This is a genomic window from Thermomonas paludicola, from assembly GCF_024498955.1.
In the GTDB taxonomy this organism is placed as follows: domain Bacteria; phylum Pseudomonadota; class Gammaproteobacteria; order Xanthomonadales; family Xanthomonadaceae; genus Thermomonas; species Thermomonas paludicola.
Window position 1 is genome coordinate 519,677 of record NZ_CP093311.1, and the last position, 21,100, is coordinate 540,776.

Here is a 21,100-nt window from a genome sequence, read left to right on the forward strand (position 1 = left end):
CGGATCCGCGTTCATCAGGTGGTTTGGCGACGTTCGCAGCGTGCGCGATAACCGGGCAGGCAGGCGGCATGGATGACCAGCAGCGCCAACACGGTTTCGCCCGTGGCCCAGCCGCGTGCGGCGGGCTCTGACCACAGCAGCATTACCGCGTGACTGAACCAGAGCAGGGCCAGCATGGCCGCGGTAAAGCCGGTGCGATGCCAGCCCAGCAGGGCGGCGATGCCCAGCAGGGCAGGCGGCAGAGCGAAGGCCAGCAGCCCCGCCAGCGTATGCGTATGCGCCAGCGACCAGCCGATGAACAGCGCCGCCAGCGCGAACAGGCAGGTGGCCAGGTAGCGTTGGGCGCTCACGCCTGCAGCCGCTTCGCCAACTGCGCCACGCGTCGTCCCAGCGCGCGCGCCAATGTGGCTTCGTCATCACTCAAATGGGGATCATCCTGCGCACCCGCCACGTGGCTGGCGCCATACGGCGTGCCGCCGCTACGGGTCGTGTTGAGGGCGGCTTCGGTAAACGGGATGCCGGTGATCACGCAGCCGTGGTGCAGCAGCGGCACCAGCATGGTCAGCAGGGTGGACTCCTGCCCGCCGTGCAGGGTGGCAGTGGCGGTGAACACGCCGGCCGGCTTGCCGACCAGCGTGCCGCTGGCCCATTCGGCGCCAAGCGTGTCGATGAAATGCTTCACCGGTGCGGCCATGTTGCCGAAACGGGTGGGGCTTCCCAGCAGCAGGCCGGCGCATTCCTCCAGGTCGCGCTTCACGACATAGGGCGCGCCCTCATCAGGCTCGGGGGGGGCTGCGATTTCGGTCACCGGCGCGACCGGGGGCAGCGTGCGCAGTCGTGCCTGCATGCCTTCCACCTCGTGGATGCCACGCGCGATCTGTCGCGCCAGCTGCGCCACCGAACCGCCGCGGCTGTAATACAGGACCAGGATCTCGGGCATGTGCGGGAATCGGGCAAGGAATGCGGCAGCATATCCAAGCAGCGCGCCCTTGGCATCGGTTACGCTTCCCGCATGGAGCCGCTGGATTCTATTTATCGTTGGAGCGCGCGCCTGCGCGACCCCGCGCGTGCGGGCAGCTTCCTGCGTTTCGTGCTGCGCCGCTTCCTCGACGACCGCCTGTTCGAAGCCGCCGGCGCGCTGTCTTACACCACGGCGTTTGCCCTGGTGCCGCTGACCATGGTGGCATTCGGGGTGTTGTCCGCCTTCCCGGTATTCGACGCCTGGAGCGATCGCCTCAGCGGTTACATTTTCGCCAACTTCGTGCCGCGCGCGGCGCGGGCGGTGTCGGGATACCTCACTGATTTTTCGTCCAATACCGGTTCGCTGACCACGGCGGGCGCGCTGGCGCTGATCATTTCACTGCTGGTGACGCTGGGCGGCGTGGAGTCCATCTTCAATCGCATCTGGCGGGTGCCCACCGCGCGCCCGAAGATTGGCCGCTTCCTGGTCTATTGGACGGTCTTGACGCTGGGGACACTGGTTGCGGCGGCCAGCCTGGCGCTGTCGACCCGCTTTTTCGCATTGTCGATCTTCGAAACCCTGCCGGGGCGCTGGCTGGAAGCGCTGATGCTGCGGCTGGCGCCGATGGGCATCGAGCTGCTTGCGTTTGCCGCCGTGTTCAAGCTGGTGCCGCATCGCACCGTGGCTTGGCGGCATGCGCTTGCCGGCGCGCTGCTGTCGATGCTGTTGTTTGAAGGTGTCAAATCCGGGCTGGGGCTTTACCTGGGCAGCTTTGACTCGTACCAGAAGATTTACGGAGCGGTGGCGCTGGTGCCCATCGTGATGTTGTGGATCTACCTGAGCTGGGTGTCGATCCTGTTCGGTGCATCGTTCGCGTCGTCGATGTCGGCCTTCCGCTACCAGCCCAAAGCCCTGCGTCTGCCGCACGGGCACGAGCTGTATGGCTTGCTGCGGATGCTGGGGCGCTTCCAGCAGGCGCGCGTGCACGGCAATGGCCTGAGCAGCGAACAAATCCTGCAGCTTGAGCCAAGCCTGACCGACAGCATGGTGCAGAATTTGCTGGGCCGGATGGCGCAAATCAACCTGTTGCAGCCTGCGGAGGGCGGGGCCTGGCTGCTGGCGCGGGATCTGGATGAGGTGCGGCTGATTGAATTGTACGAGGCTGGGCAGCTGCGCATTCCGATGGCCGGCATGCGGGTGGCGCAGCCCGATGATGCGCTGGGTGCGGCGGTGGCGGGCAGCGTGGAAAAGCTGCGTGCGCCGCTGCACGACCTGCTTGAGCAACCCGTGTCGAGTGTATTTGCAAGCGTCCTGGAGAATCGAGCCTGATGCGAATTCGAAATTTCGCGCTGCCGTTGTTGCTGGCGCTGGCGTCATGCAAGCCGGCGTCCGACAGCGCGCCGACCGCGCCGCAGGCCGCTGCTGCGAAGCCGGCAGCGCAGGCGCAGCCGGTCGCGGTGGGCCAGCGTCCCTCACTGCAGGTCACCACGCTGGAAGGTGCGGGGTTCGACCTTGCGCAGCAGCGCGGGAAATGGGTGGTCGTCAACTACTGGGCCACCTGGTGCGGCCCGTGCTTGCAGGAAATGCCGGAACTGTCGGCTCTGGCGGCCATGCGCCAGTACATCGTGGTGATCGGCCTGGCGTACGAGGAGACGACCGCGGACGAGCTGCGTGCGTTCCTGAAGGCGCGCCCGGTGATGTATCCGATCGCGCTGATCGATGTGTACGACCCGCCCAGGGATTTTGGTGCGCCGCGTGGCTTGCCCACCAGCTGGCTGATTCGGCCGGATGGCACGTTGGCGCGCAGGTACACCGGCCCGGTCACCGCGCGCATGCTGGAAGATGACATTGCCCGCTTCGGTGGTCCGAAGGCGGGCTGAGGTGGGCGCGCGCGTTTGGTGATGTCCGCTTCGCGCGCCGCTTCGCGATGTCCGTTTGCAGGCGGGGAGTTCGTTGTCTTGCAGCAAGGGGCAGGGGGCCATGCAAAGCACACGCGTGCATCACCTGCTGTCGGGCAATCGCGGATGGGATGAATCGGGCAGGGCATGATCGGCAACTTCATCGGGGAATTGAAACGGCGCAACGTGTTCCGTGCGGCCGTGCTGTATCTCGGCGCGGTGTGGGCATTGGCGCAGGGCATTGCCCAACTGGGCCCGGAGCTGGGCGCGCCGGAACAGGCCACGCGCTGGTTCGTGATCGCCAGTGCGATCGGTTTCCCGTTCTGGGTGACGTTCTCGTGGTTCTACGAACTCACCTCCAGCGGCATCAAGCGCGAGAGTGAAATTTCGCCGGAAGTGCGGGCGGGACAGTCGCATCGCAAAATCGACATGGTCATCATCGGCGTGCTGGCGATTGCGGTGGTGCTGTTGCTGACCGATCGCTTTCTGGAGCGAACCGCCCCCGGGCCCGCGGTGGCTGCGGCCATTCCCGCTGACAATTCCATCGCGGTGCTGCCGTTCGACAACGAGAGCGGTGACAAGGAACAGCAGTATTTTTCCGATGGCCTGTCGGAAGGCTTCATCATCACGCTGTCGCAGGTGGACGGGCTGCGCGTCATCAATCGCAAATCCTCGTTCCAGTTCCGCGACAAGCAGGATGACAGCCGGGGCATTGCCGCCCGCCTGGGCGTGGCCAATCTTCTGGAAGGCAGCGTGCGCCGGATGGGCGACACGGTGCGCATCAGCGCCAGCCTGATTCGCGCCTCCGATGGCAGCACGCTGTGGGCGAGCAGTTATGACCGCCCCTACAAGGACCTGTTCGCGCTGCAAGATCAGATCGTGGGCGAGGTTGCCGGGGCGCTGAAGGCGCGGCTGCAGCCAGCGCAAGCGCATGCACGGCAGGGCGACCGCCCGCCCAGTGGCAATCTGGAGGCCTATGCCGCGTACATGAAGGCGCAGGCCTCCACCGATACGCAGGAAGCGATCGCCCAGTTCGACCGCGCGCTCCAGCTGGACCCGGACTATGCGCTGGCGTGGTCGATGAAGGCGCGCACGCTGATCGATGCGGTTTCCGGCGGCATGCCCGAGAACGATGCCGCCGTGGCGTTCACCCAGGCAGACGCCGCCGTTGCGCAGGCGATGCGGCTGGCGCCGACGCAGGCCTCGACCCATGTCGCGCGCGGCATGTTGCTGATGGTGCGCGATTTCAACTGGCAGGGCGGGGAGGCGGAGCTCAAGCGCGCCGTGCAGCTGGAGCCCGAGAACGGCGATGCGCTGTTCCAGCTGGGCGTGGTGCTGGCCAGCCAGGGCGATTTGCGGCAGGCGGTGGAATTGACTCGCCGGGCGCTGACGCTGGATCCGCGCAATGCCCTCATCTATCGCTGGCTGGTGGCATACCTGATGCCGCTGGGGCGTCTGGATGAGGCCCGGCAGGCAATCGACAAGGCCATCGCGCTGGAGCCGAACGCGATCTACAACCACTATTTGCTGGCGAACATCGAGGTGCTGCGCAAGGACGCCGGTGCTGCATCAAGCGCCGCCGCGGCCGAGCCGGCGGGCGCGTGGCACGATTTTGCGCTGGCATTGGCCACCCAGGTCGGTGCGGATCGTGCAGCGGCTGCGGCGGCCTTGCAAACCTGCCTGCAGCGCTATCCCAGCGGCTGGGCGTTCCAGATCGCCCAGGTGTATGCGGCAAGCGGGCAGCCCGACGCGATGTTCGAATGGCTGCAGCGTGCGTGGCAGGCCCGCGACCCGGGAATGCAAACGCTCCTGTATGACGCGCAACTGCTCCGCTATCGCAAGGATCCGCGCTATCTGGCGCTGGTGAAGCAGGCCGGGCTGCCGGCCACCGCGCTTACACCGTGAACGCCTGGATGGGCTTGAGCGTGCCGTAGTGCTCTTTGGCCGGCTCGCCGGGCAGCGCTGGAAGGGCGGTCACGGGGGAGGCGATGCGGGTATCCGGCAGCCGGTCCAGGAGGTTGCGGATCAGGGTCAGGCGGCCCAGTTTCTGGTCGTTGAAGTCGACCAGCGTCCACGGTGCGATGTCCGTGTGCGTGGCCTTGAGCATGGCTTCGCGCGCATGCGTGTATTCCGCGTACAGCTCGCGCGCCTTGAGGTCGATCGGCGACAGTTTCCAGCCTTTCAGCGGATCGTCGTGGCGTTGCGCGAAGCGTTTTTCCTGCTGCTCCTGGTCGCAGCACAGCCAATACTTGAACAGCAGGATGCCGTCATCGACCAGTTGCTGCTCGAACACCGGCGCCTGCCGCAGGAATGCCTTGACCTGCGCGTCGCTGGCGTAGCCCATGACCTTTTCGACGCCGGCGCGGTTGTACCAGCTGCGATCGAACAGGACCAGTTCGCCAGCGGCGGGCAGATGCGCGACATAGCGTTGGAAATACCATTGCGATTGCTCGCGGTCGTTGGGCTTGGGCAGGGCGACGATCCGGCACTGGCGCGGATTGATGTGTTCGCTGATGGCGTCGATCACGCCGCCCTTGCCGGCGGTGTCGCGCCCCTCGACCAACACCACCAGGCGCTTGCCGGTGGCTTGCAGCCAGCGCGCAAGCGCCACGAGTTCAAGCTGCATGGGTTCCAGCAGGGCTTCGTACTCGCTGCGCTTGAGCTTGCTCATCGCTTCGGTGCTCGCTTGGCTGGTTTGGCCGGGGGGCCGGGCTGCATGCTGCGCGCAACTTCCAGCAGCGCGCCCTGCTGCTTGCTGCTCAAGCTGCGATAGGCCGCCAGCAGCTGGTGTTCGCCTTTGCTGCGGGCCGGGTCGAGGGTGCTGGCCAATTCGCCCAGCAGGGTGCCCGCGGGCACCCCGAACATGCGCGCAAGCTCGGTGACCTGCTCCTTGCCGGGCAGCTTGTCGCCTCTCAGCCAGGCATTGACGGTGTTGATGCCGGCGCGCGGGATGGCGGTGGCGATGTCGGCGACGCCCAGGCCGCTGGCCTTGCTGAGCAGTCGCAGGGTGGTGTCGATCGACATCAGCGTTCCTTTGCGGGCTGGCGAAGGCCGAGTGTAGATCGGGCTCCGGCCCGCCGCACCTGTTTGCTCAGTCGAGCGCGAGCGAATACCACTGGGTCGCGTCTTCCTGCCAGCCGGCGGCCCGATACAGCGCGCGTGCCGGGACATTGTCGAGCGCCGTTTCCAGCGCGATTCCGGCGGCGCCATCGGCGCGCGCGAACGCGGCGGCGGCGTCCAGCAACGTGCGGGCCACGCCGGCGCGGCGCGTCGCGGCATCCACGTACAGATCGTTGAGGATCCAGGTCCTGGCGGTGCGCACCGAGGAGAACATCGGATACAGCTGGGCGAAGCCGGCGATGGCCCCGGCGCGCCTGGCCACCAGCACCACCGACTCACCGAAGCGCAGGCGTTCGCGCAGCCATTGCCGGGCACGGGGAAGGTCGGCGGGTTGCCCGTAGAACTGGCGGTAGGCGTCGAACAGCGCCGCCAGCGCGTCGAGATCGGCCGGGCCGGCGCGGGAAATGGATGTGGTCATGGGTGATCCCTTGTTCGTCATGCCCGCGCAGGCAGGCAGGCGGTGTTCCGGTCGATGGGCAGGCGCGCGGCCACGCGCACGGGTGCCTGGCTCACGCTTCACGCGCCAATTGCGCCAGCGCCTCGGCCTGCTGCTCCTGCTGCAGACGGGTCACCAGCGGGTCCAGATCGCCTTCGAGGATGTTGGGCAGGTCGTACAGGGTCAGCCCTTCCACGCGGTGATCGGTGATGCGCCCTTGCGGGAAGTTGTAGGTGCGGATGCGCTGGCTGCGGTCGCCGCTGCCGACTTGCAGCTTGCGGTCGGCGGCGGTGGCGGCGGCGCGCTTGTCCAGCTCGGCTTCCACCAGCATCGCCTGCAGGCGCTTCATCGCCTTGTCGCGGTTGGCGTGCTGGCTGCGCTCGGTCTGCGATTCCACCACCACGCCGGTGGGGACGTGGGTGATGCGGATCGCCGACTCGGTCTTGTTGACGTGCTGGCCGCCGGCGCCGGAACTGCGGAAGGTGTCCACCTTCAGGTCGGCGGGATTGATGGTGATGTCGGTCTCGCCGTCGGCTTCCAGGGCGATGATCGCCACCGTCGCCGCCGAGGTGTGGATGCGGCCCTGCGATTCCGTGGCCGGCACGCGCTGCACGCGGTGGGTGCCGGATTCGTACTTCAGCCTGGCGTAGGCGCCGTCGCCCTCGATGCGTGCAACGATCTCCTTGTAGCCGCCGTGCTCGCCGGGGTTGGCGGATTCGATTTCCACCCGCCAGCCGTTGCGCTCTGCATAGCGCGCATACATGCGGAACAAGTCGCCGGCGAAGAGCGCGGCCTCGTCGCCGCCGGTGCCGGCGCGCACTTCCAGGTACAGGCCGCCGTCGTCGCGGGCGTCCTTGGGCACCAGTTGCGCCAGCAGTTCGCCTTCCAGCTGCTGCAGGCGCGCGCTGGCGGCGTCGATCTCGTCGTCGGCCAGCTCGCGCAGTTCCGGGTCGGCCCGCATCGCCTGCGCGGCGGCCAGGTCGGCGCGCGCACGCGCTTCCGCCGCCAGCGCGTCGGCCACCGGCTGCAGGCTGGCGAATTCGCGCGAGAGGCTGCGGAAGCGGTGTTGATCGGCGGCGACGGCGGGGTCGGCAAGCAGGTGCTCGACTTCCTCGCGCCGTTCCAGCAGCGCTTCCAGTTTGCGACGCAGGGCGGGCGTCATGCGTCGGGTTCATCCATGCCGGATTTCGGGAACAGCTTCTCGGCCGCGCGCGTCAATTCGACGTCGCCGCTGCGTGCCGCTTCCCGCAGCGCCACCGTGGGTGCATGCAACAGGCGATTGGTCAGGGTGTGCGCCAGCAGTTCCAGCGCCTGCTCCGCCGGCATGCCGGCCGCCAGTTGCTGGCGCGCCTTGGCCAATGCATCCATGCGCGCCGCGTCGCCATGTGCGCGCAGCTGCAGCAGGGGTTGTTGTCGACCGCTGGCCTGCCATTGTTCGATGAAGCGCGCGGTTTGCAGCTCGACGATGGCTTCGGCCTGTTCGGCGGCTTCGCGTCGGCCGCGACGGTTGTCTTCGATCACGCGTTCCAGGTCGTCCACGGTGTACAGGAACACGTCGCGCAGGCCGGAGACGTCGTGGTCGATGTCGCGCGGCACTGCCAGGTCCAGCAACAACATGGGGCGATGCCTGCGTGCGCGCAGCGCGTGCTCGACCTGCGCGCGATGCAGGATGGGCGTGCGCGCGGCGGTGGCGGAGATCACGATGTCGGCTTCGGCCAGATGCTTGTCCAGATCGTCCAGCGGCAGCGCGATACCGCCGTGGCGACTGGCCAGCGCCTGCGCGTGCGCCAACGTGCGGTTGGCGACCAGCAAGCGCTGCACCCCGGCGTCGGCCAGGTGGCGCGCGGCCAGTTCGATGGTTTCACCCGCGCCAATCAACAGCACCGTGGAGTCATCGAGGCGCGCGAAATTGTCCTGTGCCAGCCGCACCGCCGTGGACGCCACCGAGACCGGGTTGGCGCCGATGCGGGTATCGGTACGTGCCCGCTTGGCGGTGGCGAACGCCTGCTGGAACAGCCGATCCAGCTGTCCGCCGAGGGTGCCTGCCTGGCGAGAGATCGTCCATGCCTGTTTCACCTGGCCGAGGATCTGCGGCTCGCCCAGTACCAGTGAATCCAGCCCGCTGGCGACCCGGAACAGATGGCGCACGGCGTCGACGTCGCAGTGGCGGTAAAGGTAGGCGTGCAGGTCGCTGCCGGCGCCCGGATGCGCGGCCAGCCAGTCGGCGAGCAAGGTGCCGTCGCCCTCGACGTGGGCGTAGAGCTCGGTGCGATTGCAGGTGGACAGCAGGACTGCCTCATGCACCTGCGGCAGGCCGTGCAGCGAGGCCAGCGCCGGTGCCAGCGCGTCCGGGGCAAATGCCACCCGCTCGCGCAGGGCAACCGGCGCGGTCTGGTGGTTGATGCCAAGGACGTACAGATTCATGTGGATGGGCGGGTTGGCAAGGTTTCGCGAATTCGTTCAGGAGCCTGCGCTAAGCTGCGGGCCCAGCCCGACATTGTACCGACCCCTTCCATGCCCATCCTGCAACGTTCTGGCCTGCGCTTGCTTCTGCTGGTTGCGCTCCACGTCTGGATTCCGGTCGTCGTGGCCGGCCAGGTGGCCGCTCCGGCGCGGATTGATCCGTTGGAGGCCAGTTTGGCGGGTGAATTCGCCCTGCAGGACGGCCATTTGCCCGACGCCGCGCGCCATTATCTGCAAGCCGCGCTTGCTGCGCAGGATCCGGTACTGGCGGAGCGCGCCACGCGCATCGCCCTGCTGGCGGATGAGGATGCGCTGGCGCGCCAGGCGTACGCCACGTGGAGCACGCTGGCGCCGCAAGCGACGCCAGCCAGGCAAATGGTGGCCACCACGCTTGCCCTGCGCGCGGGGCAGAAGCGCCAGGCGCGGCGTGAATTGCGCGCGTTGTTGGCCGAGCCGGATGGCTGGCGCCCCGCCCTGACCGCATTGATGGGCGCGGTGGGCAAGCAGCAGGCGCTGGTGGTGGCGCTGATGGGCGAAATCGTCCAGCGCGACCAGTTTCCCGATGAACTGCAAGCCTGGCTGGGGTTGGGCGGGCTGGCGCAGCGGCTGGAGCAGCCCAAGCTGGTGGACGCCATCATCCGGCAGGTGGTTGCGCGTTTTCCCGGTGAGCCGAGGGTCGCGCTGCTGCGCGCGCAATGGTTGCGCGAAGTCGGCAGGCTGGCCGAGGCGCGCACGGTGCTGGACGGATTGGAAGATCCGGCGCGACTGTCGCCGACCTTGCGCTGGGCGCTTGCCGGTGAATACGACGCGGCGGGTGATCCCGGCAAGGCCGCAGAAGTGCTGTCTCGCGGCCCGCAGGATGACGACAGCTACCGGCAACGCGCCGCGCTGCTGGACAAGGCGGGGGACAAGGCGGGGCTGGCTGCGCTGTACGCCGAGCTCAAGCGGGGCGCGACCGAGCCCAATCCGGCACGCCGGCTGTTGCTGGGCCAGCTGGCCGAACTGCTTGGTCGATTCGACGAAGCGCTGGACTGGTATGCCAATGTTCCCGGGCAGAGCGCGCAGGGCCTGACGCGGCTGCGAACTGCGTATGTATTGCACGCGATGGGGCGCGGCACGGACGCCATCGCCGCCCTGCGGGCGATCCAGTCGGATGCGGTGCTGGACGACGACACGCGCCGCGACGGCTATCTGATGGAGGCCGATCTGCAGCGGATCGACAAGAATCCCGCTGCCGAGCAGGACGCGTATGCGCGGGGCCTGGCTGCGTTTGCCGACAACATCGAGCTGCTTTACGCGCGCGCGCTGATGTGGGAGCGCCTCGATGACATCGGCAAGTCCGAGGCCGATCTGCGCCGCGTGCTGGTGATTGCCCCCGACAACGTGGCTGCGCTCAACGCACTGGGCTACACCCTGGCCGACCGCACCCGGCGTTTCCGCGAGGCGCTGGAGCTGATTGATCGCGCGCGCGTGGCCGACCCGGGCAATGCCGCGATCATCGACAGCTATGGCTGGGTCTTGTTCCGCCTGGGCAAGTCGCGCGAGGCACTGGGTCACTTGCGCCATGCCTACGCCCTGCAGAAAGACCCGGACATTGCCAGCCACCTCGGCCTGGTGCTGTGGGCACTGGGCCAGAAGGACGAGGCGCGCCGCTATTTTGAAGAGGCGCGCAAGCTGGAGCCCGACAATCGTTCGCTGCAGCGCGCGCTGCAGGAGACTGGTGCGTGAAGCGGTTGGTCTGCGCTGCGCTGGCCGTGCTGCTGGCCGGCTGCCAGACGCTGGCGCCGGGCACGGAGCCGGCGCCAGCGGCAGACGCCGAGGTTGCAACTGCCGCGCAGCGCCTGCGCGCCGACGCGTTGGGGCTGGCGTCTGGCGACTGCATGGCGCCGGCCTGGTCGATGGACGGACGCGTGGCCTTGTCCAATGGAAAGCAGGGCGGCAGCGGGCGAATCGAGTGGCTGCAAGGTGCCGGCAGCGTGCACCTGCAGCTGTCGGCGCCGGTGACCCGGCAGGGCTGGGTGCTGGATGCCGATTCGCAGGGTGCCGTGCTGCATGGCTTGCCCGAAGGTCCCCGGCGCGACATGGATGCCGCCCGCCTGCTGCGGGACGCCACGGGTTGGGACATCCCGATCAGTGCCCTGGGATGCTGGCTGCGCGCGGCGGCGGCCGACATCGCGCGTTTTGGCCCGGCGCGCGTCGAGTACGGTGCGGACCTGTTGCCACGGCGGATCGCGCAGGCAGGCTGGGTCATTGCTTTCGATGGGTGGAAACCGGGCCCGGCGGCCTCGATCCCCATGCCCTCGCGAATCGATGCGCAACGCGGCAGTGATCGCGTGCGCCTGATCGTGGATCGATGGGGCGAGGAGTGAGCGCATTTCCCGCCAGTGCCGGCTGGACCGCATGGCCGGCCCCGGCCAAGCTGAACCTGTTCTTGCACATCACCGGGCGGCGCGCGGATGGCTATCACGCGCTGCAGACCGTGTTCCGCCTGCTGGACTGGGGCGACACCGTGTTCCTGCGCCCGCGCAGCGATGGCGTCATCGTCCGCATTGGCGACGGTGCGCCGGGAGTCGCGGAGGCCGACGATTTGCTGGTGCGTGCTGCTAAATTGCTGAAAAATTCATTGAATTGCCCACAAGGTGCCGATATCGGCATCGAAAAGCGCATTCCGGCAGGAGCGGGTCTTGGCGGCGGTTCCTCCGATGCGGCGACTGTCCTGGTGGCGCTGGATCGGCTGTGGGGCCTGCACCTGGGGGTCGATCGGCTGGCCGCGCTGGGCTTGAAGCTGGGAGCAGATGTGCCGGTGTTCGTGCGCGGGCGCAATGCCTGGGCGGAGGGCGTGGGCGAGCAGTTGGTGCCTGTCGCGTTGCCGCCTGCGTGCTATGTGTTGGCCCATCCTGCGGTGCATGCCGCCACCGCAGCGCTGTTCCAGGCGCCTGATTTGACGCGCGATGCGTCACCCACGACAATAGCGGGCTTCCTTTCCGGAACCGAGCTCGGCAATGCGTTCGAGCCGGTACTGCGCCGCCGCGAACCCGCCGTCGAGGCACTGTTCGGCGCGCTGGCGCGTATCGGTTCACCGCGGTTGACGGGGTCGGGGAGCGGCTGTTTCGTGGAGTTCGCCGATCGCGATTCCGCACGGCAGGCGTTGGCCGCGCTGCCGCCGGGCATCAATGCCTGGCTGGCGTGCGGGGCGGAACGGTCGCCGCTGCTGGATGCAGTGGAACTGCATTTCTAGGGGCGTCGCCAAGTGGTTAAGGCACCGGGTTTTGATCCCGGCATTCGCAGGTTCGAATCCTGCCGCCCCTGCCAATCCGCGCCTCGGCGCTCCGTTCATCGCACCTCCAACCACGGCCACCAACATGCAAGACAATCCGAACTTGCTGGTCTTCTCGGGCAATGCCAACAAGCCGTTGGCGGAGGCCGTCTGCCGCGAGCTTGGCGTGCGTCTTGGCAAGGCGCTGGTCAGCCGCTTCTCCGACGGCGAAGTGCAGGTGGAAATCGAGGAGAGCGTGCGCCGCCAGGAGGTGTACGTCATCCAGTCGACGAACGCGCCGACCGCCGAGAATTTCATGGAGCTGCTGGTGCTGATCGACGCGCTCAAGCGCGCCTCGGCGGCCAGTGTCACCGCGGTGGTGCCGTATTTCGGCTATGCCCGCCAGGATCGTCGCCCGCGCTCGTCGCGCGTGCCGATCACGGCCAAGGTGGCGGCCAAGATGTTCAGCGCGGTGAATACCGACCGCGTGCTGACCGTGGACCTGCATGCCGACCAGATCCAGGGCTTCTTCGATCTGCCGGTGGACAACGTATACGCCTCGCCGTTGCTGCTGGCCGACATCTGGCGCGCGCACGGCACCGACAACGTGATCGTGGTATCGCCCGATGTCGGCGGCGTGGTGCGCGCGCGCGCCATCGCCAAGCGCCTGGATGATGCCGACCTGGCCATCATCGACAAGCGCCGGCCCAAGGCCAACGTGGCCACGGTGATGAACATCATCGGTGACGTGGAAGGCAAGACCTGCGTGCTGGTGGATGACATCGTGGATACCGCCGGCACGTTGTGCGCCGCTGCCAATGCGCTGAAAGAGCGCGGCGCGCGCAAGGTCGTGGCCTACTGCGTGCATCCGGTGCTGTCGGGCGCGGCGATCGACAACCTCAACAAGTCGTCGCTCGATGAGCTGGTGGTCACCGATACCATCACCCTGTCGGCGGCCGCCAGTGCGTGCCCGAAGGTTCGCCAGCTCAGCGTGGCCGAGTTGCTGGCGGAGACCATTCGGCGCATGGCGTTCGGCGAGTCGGTCAGTTCGCTGTACGTCGATTGACAACGGTTTTCGTGCCGTCGGCGTGCCGGCGACACATCTCCACTCACCTGGTCGCGGGTGAGTGTTTTTTACCGCCGCGAGGCGGTTCCATCGCAACGAAAGTGAGTCATTCCAATGTCCGAACACACCATCAAGGCCACTGGCCGCAACGCCGGAGGGAAGGGTGCGAGCCGCCGCCTGCGTCGTGCCGCCCAGCTCCCGGCCATCGTTTACGGCGGCACCGCCGCCCCGCAGTCCATCCAGATCGAGCATGAGCAGATCTGGCTCGCCAGCCAGCACGAATGGTTCTATTCGTCGATCCTGAACCTGGACATCGGCGGCAAGGTCGAGCAGGTGCTGCTGCGCGACATGCATCGCCATCCGTACAAGCAGCTGATCATGCATCTGGACTTCCAGCGTGTGGATGCCGCCCAGGCCCTGCGCACCAAGGTGCAGCTGCACTTCCTGAATCAGGACGTGTCGCCGGCCGGCAAGACCAGTGGCGTCGTCGTCATGCATGAGCTGACCGAAGTCGAAATCAGCTGCCTGCCGAAGGATCTGCCGAACGCCATCGAGGTCGATCTGTCCGACCTGGCGATCGGCGCGGTGGTTCACCTGTCCGACCTGAAGCTTCCGGCGGGCGTGGAACTTCCCGCGTTGAAGCTGGGCAAGGAACACGATGTGGCCGTGGTGGTTGCCAAGCACGGCAAGGAAGACGTGGAAGCCGCTGGCGCCCCTGCAACTGCCGAAGTGCCGGCAACGAAGGCGTCCAAGAAGGACGAGAAGTAATCGCGAAGCGCCCCGCCGGCGTTTGCCGGCGGGCTGCCCGCATTGCTTCGTGCCATTGCAATGGCTGGACTGCGCCTCATCGTCGGGCTGGGCAATCCCGGTGCCGAACACGCCCGAACCCGGCACAACGCCGGGTTCTGGTTTATTGACGCCCTGGCGCAGCAGGCTGGCGTGCGCTTTGGCCTGGAAAGCAAGCTGTTCGGCGAAACCGCGAAGCTCGAGTTTGCCGGGCAGGCGTTGTGGCTGCTGAAGCCCGCCACGTTCATGAATTTGTCCGGCAAGTCGATCGCGGCGGCGTTGCGCTATTGGAAGATCGAACCGGACGACATGCTGGTGGTGCACGACGAGCTGGATCTTTCCCCCGGCGTTGCGCGATTGAAGTTTGACGGCGGGCATGGCGGCCAGAATGGCCTGCGCGACACCATCCGCCTGCTTGGGCACGGCCAGTTCCATCGCCTGCGGATTGGCATTGGCCATCCCGGGCACAAGGACAAAGTGACGTCGTGGGTACTGGGCCGGCCGGGCAGTGCCGACGAAGCCTTGATCCTGCGCGCCATTGGCGATGCGATCGATGCGCTGCCGCTGGCGGTGCAGGGCAACTATCAGGATGCGATGACGCGGTTGCATACGCCGCGTCCGCAATGAATTCATCGCGCCGGCCATGTGCCGGTGCGGCAACGGAGCATTACGCGACATGGGCATCAAATGCGGCATCGTCGGCTTGCCGAACGTCGGCAAGTCCACCCTGTTCAACGCGCTGACCAAGGCCGGCATCGCCGCGGCCAACTTCCCGTTCTGCACCATCGAGCCGAACGTGGGCGTGGTGCCGGTACCGGATCCGCGCTTGAATGCGCTGGCCGAGATCGTCAAGCCGCAGCGGGTTCTGCCGACCGCCGTGGAATTCGTGGACATCGCCGGGCTGGTGGCCGGGGCTGCCAGCGGCGAAGGGCTTGGCAACAAGTTCCTCGCCCATATCCGCGAAGTCGATGCAATCACCCATGTGGTGCGCTGCTTCGAGAACGACGACGTGATCCACGTCAACAACAAGGTCGATCCGCTGGCCGACATCGACACCATCGACACCGAACTGGCGCTGGCCGACCTGGAGTCGGTGGACAAGGCCCTGCAGCGCGCCGAGCGCGCGGCCAAGACCGGTGACAAGGATGCGAAAATCCGCGCCGAAGTCCTCGGGCGCGTCCGTGCCGCCCTGGATGACGGCAAGCCCGCACGTTCGCTGGCGCTGACCGAGGACGATCGCGGCCAGCTGCGCGACTTGTTCCTGCTCACGCTGAAGCCGGTGATGTACGTGGCGAACGTGCTGGAGGATGGCTTTGAAGGCAACCCGCATCTGGACGCGGTGCGCGCGCGCGCGGCTGGCGAGGGTGCGGAAGTGGTGCCGGTGTCGGCCGCCATCGAGGAGGAGCTGAGCCAGCTCGAAGATGCCGACCGCGACGAGTTCCTCAGGGATCTTGGGTTGGACGAGCCGGGCCTGAACCGGGTGATTCGCGCTGCTTACAAGTTGCTGGGCTTGCAGACGTACTTCACAGCGGGCGTGAAGGAGGTGCGCGCGTGGACGGTCAAGGCCGGAAGCACCGCGCCGCAGGCTGCGGGCGTGATCCATACCGACTTCGAGAAGGGCTTCATCCGCGCCGAGACCATTGGTTACGACGATTTCCTGAAATACCGGGGCGAATCCGGCGCCCGCGATGCCGGCCGCCTGCGTCTGGAGGGCAAGGAGTATCGCGTTCAAGAGGGTGACGTGCTGCATTTCCGCTTCAACGTCTGAATCAAGGTGGCGTGGGCGACGCGGCAGTCGCGCGCGGTTGCGACTTTTTGCGCGAAAGCCGTTGACAGGTTCAAATGCCACGCCCACAATAACGGGCTCTTTGAAGGGCTTCATTGCCCTTTAGCGAGAAGTTCGGAGGGATACCCAAGCGGCCAACGGGGGCAGACTGTAAATCTGCTGGCTTACGCCTTCGGTGGTTCGAATCCACCTCCCTCCACCAGTTCCAGAGGATCGTTGCTGTACCAGGTGTCGGGTTGTACAGGGTGCGGATCGGAGGTGGATGAGAGCCACCGCTGGTTCGACAGCAAGGCGAAGCCTTGCTGAGCGCGCCGAAGGCGCGGCCCGGAGGGCCAAGGGCGGAATGCCCGCAGCCATCCACCTCCCTCCGCCAGCGTCATTGCGTCAAGTCGCGGGCCTTACCAGTCCGCGAGCAACAAGACAGGTCTCCCTGTGCGGGAGTAGTTCAATGGTAGAACATCAGTTTTCCAAACTGATTACGAGGGTTCGATTCCCTTCTCCCGCTCCACCATTGCATTGCATCGCACGGTCCTGTTTGCACAATCTGCTCACGTAGCTCAGTCGGTAGAGCACCTCCTTGGTAAGGAGGAGGTCGATGGTTCGATTCCATTCGTGAGCACCACATTTCGCAACTCCACGCCTGTTCCGTCAGGCAAATCCAACGAGACGCAGCCATGGCAAAGGGTAAGTTCGAGCGCACCAAGCCCCACGTGAACGTGGGCACGATCGGTCACGTGGACCACGGCAAGACGACGCTGACGGCGGCGCTGACGAAGGTGGGCGCGGAGCGTTTCGGCGGCGAGTTCAAGGCCTATGACGCGATCGACGCGGCGCCGGAAGAGAAGGCGCGCGGGATCACGATCTCGACGGCGCACGTGGAATACGAATCGCCGAACCGCCACTACGCGCACGTGGATTGCCCGGGCCACGCCGACTACGTGAAGAACATGATCACGGGTGCGGCGCAGATGGACGGCGCGATCCTGGTGTGCTCGGCCGCTGACGGCCCGATGCCGCAGACGCGCGAGCACATCCTGCTGTCGCGCCAGGTGGGCGTGCCGTACATCGTGGTCTACCTGAACAAGGCGGACATGGTGGACGACGCCGAGCTGCTGGAGCTGGTGGAGATGGAAGTCCGCGAGTTGCTGAGCAAGTACGATTTCCCGGGCGACGACACCCCGATCATTTCGGGTTCGGCGCGTCTGGCGCTGGAAGGCGACCAGAGCGAGATCGGCGTGCCGTCGATCGTGAAGCTGGTGGAAGCGCTGGACACCTGGATTCCGGAGCCGGAGCGCGCGATCGACAAGCCGTTCCTGATGCCGGTGGAAGACGTGTTCTCGATCTCGGGCCGCGGCACCGTGGTGACCGGCCGCATCGAGCGCGGCGTGATCAAGGTGGGCGAGGAAATCGAGATCGTCGGCATCCGCCCGACCCAGAAGACCACGGTGACCGGCGTGGAAATGTTCCGCAAGCTGCTGGACCAGGGCCAGGCGGGCGACAACGCGGGCCTGCTGCTGCGCGGCACCAAGCGTGACGACGTGGAGCGCGGCCAGGTGCTGTGCAAGCCGGGTTCGATCACCCCGCACACCGAGTTCGAGGCCGAGGTGTACGTGCTGTCGAAGGACGAGGGTGGTCGTCATACCCCGTTCTTCAAGGGCTACCGCCCGCAGTTCTACTTCCGCACGACCGACATCACCGGCGCGGTGACCCTGCCGGAAGGCGTGGAGATGGTGATGCCGGGCGACAACGTGAAGATGGTGGTGTCGCTGATCAACCCGGTGGCGATGGACGAAGGCCTGCGTTTCGCGATCCGCGAAGGCGGCCGTACCGTCGGCGCCGGCGTGGTGGCGAAGATCATCAAGTGACGCAATCCGCCCGTGCGCGCTGTGCGCGCACGGCTGCGGTTGCGCCATCCCCGCGCAGGCGGGGATCCAGCTTCGACAAGCCGTCAAGCAAGTCGAAGCCAGGGCAGGCGGCGCAAGCCGCCGTTGCCTTTTTCGGAAGTAGTGCAGTTTCGATACGCCAGTAGCTCAATTGGCAGAGCAGCGGTCTCCAAAACCGCAGGTTGGGGGTTCGAGTCCCTCCTGGCGTGCCACCTACGGACTGGCGCCCGCGCGGTCCCGGTAGAGAGATGACATTTTGACCAGCAATTCGCTGTCCACTCAGTCCGCAGGTTCCGCGGACATCATCAAGTACGCCGCGGCCCTGCTGTTGGTGGCTGCGGGTGTGTTTGCCTATTACTGGTTCGATGGTGCATGGCCGGCAGGCGTGCGTGCGTTGGTCGTGGCGGCGGGCCTGGTGCTGGCGACGGTGGTGTTTCTGGGGACGAAGAAGGGCGCGCAGGCGCGTGAATTCCTGTCCGAGTCTCGCTTCGAGCTGCGCAAGGTGGTCTGGCCGACGCGGCAGGAAGCCACCAAGACGATGTGGGTGGTGATGGCTGCGGTTGTCATCATCAGCCTCATTCTTGCTGCATTCGACTGGATCATCCAGCTCAGCGTGAAGGCGCTGCTTGGTTCCTGATGGAGACCCCTGTGAGCAATTCGGAAGTCCACAATCGCTGGTACGTCGTGCATGCCTATTCCGGCTTCGAGAAGTCGGTGGCACAGGCGCTGCGTGACCGCATCGTGCGCACGGGAATGCAGGACAAGTTTGGCGAAGTGCTGGTGCCCACCGAGGAAGTGGTGGAGATGCGGGCCGGGCAGAAGCGCCGGTCCGAGCGCAAGTTCTTCCCCGGTTACGTGCTGGTCCAGATCGCGACCCATGACGAAGGCGGCATTCCGCGCATCGACAGTGAATCCTGGCATCTGGTCAAGGAAACATCGAAGGTGATGGGTTTCATCGGCGGCACCGCCGACCGGCCGCTGCCGATTCGCGACGAGGAGGCGGACGCCATCCTGCAGCGCGTGCAGGACGGCGTCGAGAAGCCGAAGCCGAAGGTGCTGTTCGAGCCGGGCCAGATGGTCCGGGTCATCGACGGCCCGTTCAATGATTTCAATGGCGTGGTTGAAGAGATCAACTATGACAAGAGCCGCCTGCGCGTGGCGGTCCTGATCTTCGGCCGTTCCACCCCGGTGGAGCTGGAGTTCGGGCAGGTCGAAAAAGCCTGATCCCCCGCTTCCAGCGGAATCTGATACACTTGCCGGCTCCCTGCGGGGAACTGGAAATGCAATCGGCCGCCCTGTGCGGCCGTTGCCGCGAGATGAAGGGCAGTGCGTGATACCGGGACACGCGCCGCTTTTGACACTGATGTTCCCGGTCCGATGGGGAGCCTGAGGTTCAGGCGTTTGCACCCGGAGACAGAGCAATGGCAAAGAAAGTCGTTGGTTACATCAAGCTGCAGGTGAAGGCCGGCCAGGCCAACCCCAGCCCGCCGGTCGGTCCTGCGCTGGGTCAGCGCGGCCTGAACATCATGGAGTTCTGCAAGGCGTTCAACGCGGCGACCTCCAAGCTGGAACCCGGTTTGCCGACCCCGGTGATCATCACCGCGTACTCCGACCGTACCTTCACCTTCGTCACCAAGAGCACGCCCGCAACGGTGCTGCTGAAGAAGGCGGCAGGCATCACGTCCGGTTCCAAGCGTCCCAACACCGAGAAGGTGGGCAAGGTCACCCGCGCGCAGCTGGAAGACATCGCCAAGGCGAAGGAGCCCGACCTGACCGCGGCCGATCTGGATGCGGCGGTGCGCACGATTGCGGGCTCGGCCCGTTCCATGGGTTTGACGGTGGAGGGTTGAGGCAATGGCACTGAACAAGCGACAGAAGGCGATCCTTGCGGCCACCGTGCCGGGCAAGGCGTATGCGATCGATGAAGCGCTGACGATCCTCAAGAACACCAGCAAGGCCAAGTTCGTCGAAGCCATCGACGTCGCCGTGCGCCTGGGCGTGGATGCGAAGAAGTCCGACCAGCAGGTGCGTGGTTCCACCGTGCTGCCCGCAGGCACGGGCAAGTCCGTGCGCGTGGCGGTGTTCTGCCCGGCCGGCGCCAAGGCCGACGAGGCGCTGGCCGCGGGTGCCGACGTGGTGGGCATGGATGAACTGGCCGAGAAGATGCAGGCCGGCGACCTGAATTACGACGTGGTCATTGCGACCCCGGACGCGATGCGCGTGGTCGGCAAGCTCGGTCAGGTGCTCGGCCCGCGCGGTTTGATGCCGAACCCGAAGGTGGGCACGGTGTCACCGAATCCGGCGGAAGCGGTGAAGAATGCCAAGGCGGGTCAGGTGCGTTACCGCACCGACAAGGCCGGCATCATCCACTGCACCATCGGCAAGGCCAGCTTCGAGAACGATGCGCTGAAGGGCAACCTGCAGGCGCTGCTGCTGGACCTGATCAAGGCCAAGCCGGCGACCTCGAAGGGCACCTACCTGCAGAAGATCTCGCTCAGTTCGACCATGGGCCCCGGCGTCACCGTGGACCAGGGCTCGCTGAGCCTGAAGTAATCGCTCCATCCCGCGCTGCCCCGGCAGCGCGGTGTTTCGAAATTTTGAAGGCCCCGCTGCAATCCATCGCAGCGGAAGCCGTCAAAGACCGCAGGTGCGGTCTGCGCGTGGCAACGACGGGCAGGGATGCTCACATGGCAGGGATTCGCCGTTGCTGAAGGCGGGGTCGCTTAATCCGTATCCGCACTGGATCGGGCCTGCGTAGATGGTGATGCCCTTCTGGAATGTTTTGCGAAAGACAGATCTGGATGGCCACCGCCGGGATGCCCCGCATCCCCGACGCCATGGAATGGTGTCGCCCAGGACCGTCAGCGGCAGGAGCCGCGGGCGGCGTTCAATGTAGGAGTGACTATGGCTCTCAATCTGTCCCAGAAACAGGATGTTGTCGCAGAGGTGGCGGAAGTTGCCTCCACGGCGCACTCCCTGATCGCGGCCGAGTACGCCGGCACCACGGTCTCCCAGATGACCGCGATGCGCAAGAAGGCCCGTGAGACGGGCGTGTTCCTGAAAGTCGTCAAGAACACGCTCGCCGCGCGCGCCGTCACCGGCACCGAGTACGAAGTGGCGAAGGACTCCCTCGTGGGTCCGCTGCTGTACGCGTTCTCGACCGAGGAACCCGGCGCTGCCGGGCGCCTGATCAAGGAATTTGCCAAGGGCAACGACAAGTTGCAGCCCAGGGTTGTCGTCGTTGGTGGCCAGCAGTATCCGGCCAGCCACGTCGACGTCCTGGCCTCGCTGCCGACCCGCGATCAAGCCCTTGCCATGCTGGCCCGCGTACTGGCCGAACCGGCGGCGATGTTCGCCCGTGCGGTCAAGGCCGTGGCCGACAAGCAGGGTGGCGGTGAAGCGCCGGCCGAAGAGGCAACCGAGGCGCAGGCCGAACCAGCCTGAT

Annotated in this window: 23 protein-coding genes and 5 tRNA genes; 21 read left to right on the forward strand and 7 right to left on the reverse strand. The window is 66.3% G+C overall.

What is annotated here, in order from left to right; genetic code table 11:
- Positions 1-14: 14 nt before the first annotated feature.
- Together LIW09_RS02400 and wrbA are read right to left on the reverse strand one after the other, a co-directional pair.
- Entirely contained in the window at positions 15-350 is a 336-nt protein-coding gene (locus LIW09_RS02400; protein WP_256646382.1) for a DUF2069 domain-containing protein, read from the reverse strand.
- Positions 347-940: an NAD(P)H:quinone oxidoreductase gene (wrbA, locus tag LIW09_RS02405; protein WP_256646383.1), complete on the reverse strand. Its 594-nt coding sequence runs from the start codon at positions 938-940 to the stop codon at positions 347-349. Before wrbA ends, LIW09_RS02400 begins: the two co-directional genes overlap by 4 nt.
- A 72-nt stretch (positions 941-1,012) precedes the next feature.
- Between wrbA and LIW09_RS02410 the strand changes: the two genes are divergently transcribed.
- From LIW09_RS02410 to LIW09_RS02420, 3 genes are all read left to right on the forward strand, one after another.
- Positions 1,013-2,290, forward strand: coding sequence for a YihY family inner membrane protein (locus LIW09_RS02410; protein WP_256646384.1), 1,278 nt, complete (start codon positions 1,013-1,015; stop codon positions 2,288-2,290).
- The gene (locus tag LIW09_RS02415) at positions 2,290-2,841 is read left to right on the forward strand and encodes a TlpA family protein disulfide reductase (protein WP_256646385.1); all 552 of its coding nucleotides are present in this window, start codon (positions 2,290-2,292) and stop codon (positions 2,839-2,841) included. The genes LIW09_RS02410 and LIW09_RS02415 overlap by 1 nt, the downstream gene beginning before the upstream one ends.
- A gap of 165 nt (positions 2,842-3,006) precedes the next feature.
- Positions 3,007-4,764, forward strand: coding sequence for a tetratricopeptide repeat protein (locus tag LIW09_RS02420; RefSeq protein WP_256646386.1), 1,758 nt, complete (start codon positions 3,007-3,009; stop codon positions 4,762-4,764).
- On the opposite strand, the gene ppk2 is transcribed toward LIW09_RS02420, so the two are convergent.
- From ppk2 to hemA, 5 genes are all read right to left on the reverse strand, one after another.
- Complete coding sequence (ppk2, locus tag LIW09_RS02425; protein WP_256646387.1) at positions 4,754-5,530, reverse strand: polyphosphate kinase 2; 777 nt, start codon at positions 5,528-5,530, stop codon at positions 4,754-4,756. The two genes, LIW09_RS02420 and ppk2, sit on opposite strands and share 11 nt — an antisense overlap.
- A complete protein-coding gene (locus LIW09_RS02430) occupies positions 5,527-5,883 on the reverse strand; it encodes a hypothetical protein (RefSeq protein ID WP_256646388.1) in 357 nt (118 codons plus the stop codon). Before LIW09_RS02430 ends, ppk2 begins: the two co-directional genes overlap by 4 nt.
- Positions 5,884-5,950: 67 nt before the next feature.
- On the reverse strand, positions 5,951-6,397 hold the full coding sequence (locus tag LIW09_RS02435; protein WP_256646389.1) for a GNAT family N-acetyltransferase: 447 nt from the start codon (positions 6,395-6,397) through the stop codon (positions 5,951-5,953).
- Positions 6,398-6,488: 91 nt separating this feature from the next.
- A complete protein-coding gene (gene prfA, locus LIW09_RS02440) occupies positions 6,489-7,577 on the reverse strand; it encodes a peptide chain release factor 1 (RefSeq protein WP_256646390.1) in 1,089 nt (362 codons plus the stop codon).
- Complete coding sequence (hemA, locus tag LIW09_RS02445; RefSeq protein ID WP_256646391.1) at positions 7,574-8,839, reverse strand: glutamyl-tRNA reductase; 1,266 nt, start codon at positions 8,837-8,839, stop codon at positions 7,574-7,576. Before hemA ends, prfA begins: the two co-directional genes overlap by 4 nt.
- A gap of 90 nt (positions 8,840-8,929) precedes the next feature.
- On the opposite strand from hemA, the gene LIW09_RS02450 reads away from it, so the two are divergent.
- The 18 genes from LIW09_RS02450 (at position 8,930) to rplJ (ending at position 21,099) form a co-directional block, all read left to right on the forward strand.
- Positions 8,930-10,606 carry a tetratricopeptide repeat protein gene (locus LIW09_RS02450; RefSeq protein WP_256646392.1) on the forward strand — a complete coding sequence of 559 codons (1,677 nt, stop codon included), beginning with the start codon at positions 8,930-8,932 and terminating at the stop codon, positions 10,604-10,606.
- Entirely contained in the window at positions 10,603-11,247 is a 645-nt protein-coding gene (locus LIW09_RS02455) for an outer membrane lipoprotein LolB (protein ID WP_256646393.1), read from the forward strand. Before LIW09_RS02450 ends, LIW09_RS02455 begins: the two co-directional genes overlap by 4 nt.
- Positions 11,232-12,116 carry a 4-(cytidine 5'-diphospho)-2-C-methyl-D-erythritol kinase gene (gene ispE / locus LIW09_RS02460; protein WP_425507907.1) on the forward strand — a complete coding sequence of 295 codons (885 nt, stop codon included), beginning with the start codon at positions 11,232-11,234 and terminating at the stop codon, positions 12,114-12,116. The genes LIW09_RS02455 and ispE overlap by 16 nt, the downstream gene beginning before the upstream one ends.
- Positions 12,115-12,190: transfer RNA gene (locus LIW09_RS02465), tRNA-Gln, on the forward strand. Before ispE ends, LIW09_RS02465 begins: the two co-directional genes overlap by 2 nt.
- 50 nt (positions 12,191-12,240) lie before the next feature.
- Positions 12,241-13,200, forward strand: a complete 960-nt coding sequence (locus LIW09_RS02470; RefSeq protein WP_256646395.1) for a ribose-phosphate diphosphokinase — start codon at positions 12,241-12,243, stop codon at positions 13,198-13,200.
- A gap of 114 nt (positions 13,201-13,314) precedes the next feature.
- Positions 13,315-13,968 (forward strand): 50S ribosomal protein L25/general stress protein Ctc, encoded by a 654-nt coding sequence (locus LIW09_RS02475; RefSeq protein WP_256646396.1) that lies wholly within the window; start codon positions 13,315-13,317, stop codon positions 13,966-13,968.
- Positions 13,969-14,028: 60 nt separating this feature from the next.
- On the forward strand, positions 14,029-14,613 hold the full coding sequence (gene pth / locus LIW09_RS02480; protein ID WP_256646397.1) for an aminoacyl-tRNA hydrolase: 585 nt from the start codon (positions 14,029-14,031) through the stop codon (positions 14,611-14,613).
- A gap of 49 nt (positions 14,614-14,662) precedes the next feature.
- The gene (ychF, locus tag LIW09_RS02485) at positions 14,663-15,754 is read left to right on the forward strand and encodes a redox-regulated ATPase YchF (RefSeq protein WP_256646398.1); all 1,092 of its coding nucleotides are present in this window, start codon (positions 14,663-14,665) and stop codon (positions 15,752-15,754) included.
- Positions 15,755-15,888: 134 nt separating this feature from the next.
- A tRNA-Tyr gene (locus tag LIW09_RS02490) sits at positions 15,889-15,974 on the forward strand.
- Positions 15,975-16,206: 232 nt separating this feature from the next.
- A tRNA-Gly gene (locus LIW09_RS02495) sits at positions 16,207-16,280 on the forward strand.
- Positions 16,281-16,318: 38 nt separating this feature from the next.
- Positions 16,319-16,394, forward strand: a tRNA-Thr gene (locus LIW09_RS02500).
- 52 nt (positions 16,395-16,446) lie between these two features.
- On the forward strand, positions 16,447-17,637 hold the full coding sequence (tuf, locus tag LIW09_RS02505; RefSeq protein ID WP_256646399.1) for an elongation factor Tu: 1,191 nt from the start codon (positions 16,447-16,449) through the stop codon (positions 17,635-17,637).
- A 154-nt stretch (positions 17,638-17,791) separates the two neighbouring features.
- Positions 17,792-17,867, forward strand: a tRNA-Trp gene (locus LIW09_RS02510).
- Between the two features lie 44 nt (positions 17,868-17,911).
- Positions 17,912-18,292 (forward strand): preprotein translocase subunit SecE, encoded by a 381-nt coding sequence (secE, locus tag LIW09_RS02515; RefSeq protein ID WP_256646400.1) that lies wholly within the window; start codon positions 17,912-17,914, stop codon positions 18,290-18,292.
- A gap of 11 nt (positions 18,293-18,303) precedes the next feature.
- Positions 18,304-18,879 (forward strand): transcription termination/antitermination protein NusG, encoded by a 576-nt coding sequence (nusG, locus tag LIW09_RS02520; protein WP_256646401.1) that lies wholly within the window; start codon positions 18,304-18,306, stop codon positions 18,877-18,879.
- Between the two features lie 197 nt (positions 18,880-19,076).
- On the forward strand, positions 19,077-19,505 hold the full coding sequence (gene rplK / locus LIW09_RS02525) for a 50S ribosomal protein L11 (protein WP_256646402.1): 429 nt from the start codon (positions 19,077-19,079) through the stop codon (positions 19,503-19,505).
- Between the two features lie 4 nt (positions 19,506-19,509).
- Positions 19,510-20,208: a 50S ribosomal protein L1 gene (gene rplA / locus LIW09_RS02530; protein WP_256646403.1), complete on the forward strand. Its 699-nt coding sequence runs from the start codon at positions 19,510-19,512 to the stop codon at positions 20,206-20,208.
- 351 nt (positions 20,209-20,559) lie between these two features.
- Positions 20,560-21,099 carry a 50S ribosomal protein L10 gene (rplJ, locus tag LIW09_RS02535; RefSeq protein ID WP_256646404.1) on the forward strand — a complete coding sequence of 180 codons (540 nt, stop codon included), beginning with the start codon at positions 20,560-20,562 and terminating at the stop codon, positions 21,097-21,099.
- The last annotated feature ends 1 nt before the right edge of the window (position 21,100 follow it).

Bases quoted from the DNA above. Each gene is read 5' to 3' on its own strand.
- wrbA (WP_256646383.1), bottom strand. From the start codon at position 940: ATGCCCGAGATCCTGGTCCTGTATTACAGCCGCGGCGGTTCGGTGGCG.
- LIW09_RS02410 (WP_256646384.1), top strand. From the start codon at position 1,013: ATGGAGCCGCTGGATTCTATTTATCGTTGGAGCGCGCGCCTGCGCGAC.
- LIW09_RS02415 (WP_256646385.1), top strand. From the start codon at position 2,290: ATGCGAATTCGAAATTTCGCGCTGCCGTTGTTGCTGGCGCTGGCGTCA.
- LIW09_RS02420 (WP_256646386.1), top strand. From the start codon at position 3,007: ATGATCGGCAACTTCATCGGGGAATTGAAACGGCGCAACGTGTTCCGT.
- ppk2 (WP_256646387.1), bottom strand. From the start codon at position 5,530: ATGAGCAAGCTCAAGCGCAGCGAGTACGAAGCCCTGCTGGAACCCATG.
- LIW09_RS02430 (WP_256646388.1), bottom strand. From the start codon at position 5,883: ATGTCGATCGACACCACCCTGCGACTGCTCAGCAAGGCCAGCGGCCTG.
- LIW09_RS02435 (WP_256646389.1), bottom strand. From the start codon at position 6,397: ATGACCACATCCATTTCCCGCGCCGGCCCGGCCGATCTCGACGCGCTG.
- prfA (WP_256646390.1), bottom strand. From the start codon at position 7,577: ATGACGCCCGCCCTGCGTCGCAAACTGGAAGCGCTGCTGGAACGGCGC.
- hemA (WP_256646391.1), bottom strand. From the start codon at position 8,839: ATGAATCTGTACGTCCTTGGCATCAACCACCAGACCGCGCCGGTTGCC.
- LIW09_RS02450 (WP_256646392.1), top strand. From the start codon at position 8,930: ATGCCCATCCTGCAACGTTCTGGCCTGCGCTTGCTTCTGCTGGTTGCG.
- ispE (WP_425507907.1), top strand. From the start codon at position 11,232: ATGGGGCGAGGAGTGAGCGCATTTCCCGCCAGTGCCGGCTGGACCGCA.
- LIW09_RS02470 (WP_256646395.1), top strand. From the start codon at position 12,241: ATGCAAGACAATCCGAACTTGCTGGTCTTCTCGGGCAATGCCAACAAG.
- LIW09_RS02475 (WP_256646396.1), top strand. From the start codon at position 13,315: ATGTCCGAACACACCATCAAGGCCACTGGCCGCAACGCCGGAGGGAAG.
- pth (WP_256646397.1), top strand. From the start codon at position 14,029: ATGGCTGGACTGCGCCTCATCGTCGGGCTGGGCAATCCCGGTGCCGAA.
- ychF (WP_256646398.1), top strand. From the start codon at position 14,663: ATGGGCATCAAATGCGGCATCGTCGGCTTGCCGAACGTCGGCAAGTCC.
- tuf (WP_256646399.1), top strand. From the start codon at position 16,447: ATGGCAAAGGGTAAGTTCGAGCGCACCAAGCCCCACGTGAACGTGGGC.
- rplK (WP_256646402.1), top strand. From the start codon at position 19,077: ATGGCAAAGAAAGTCGTTGGTTACATCAAGCTGCAGGTGAAGGCCGGC.
- rplA (WP_256646403.1), top strand. From the start codon at position 19,510: ATGGCACTGAACAAGCGACAGAAGGCGATCCTTGCGGCCACCGTGCCG.
- rplJ (WP_256646404.1), top strand. From the start codon at position 20,560: ATGGCTCTCAATCTGTCCCAGAAACAGGATGTTGTCGCAGAGGTGGCG.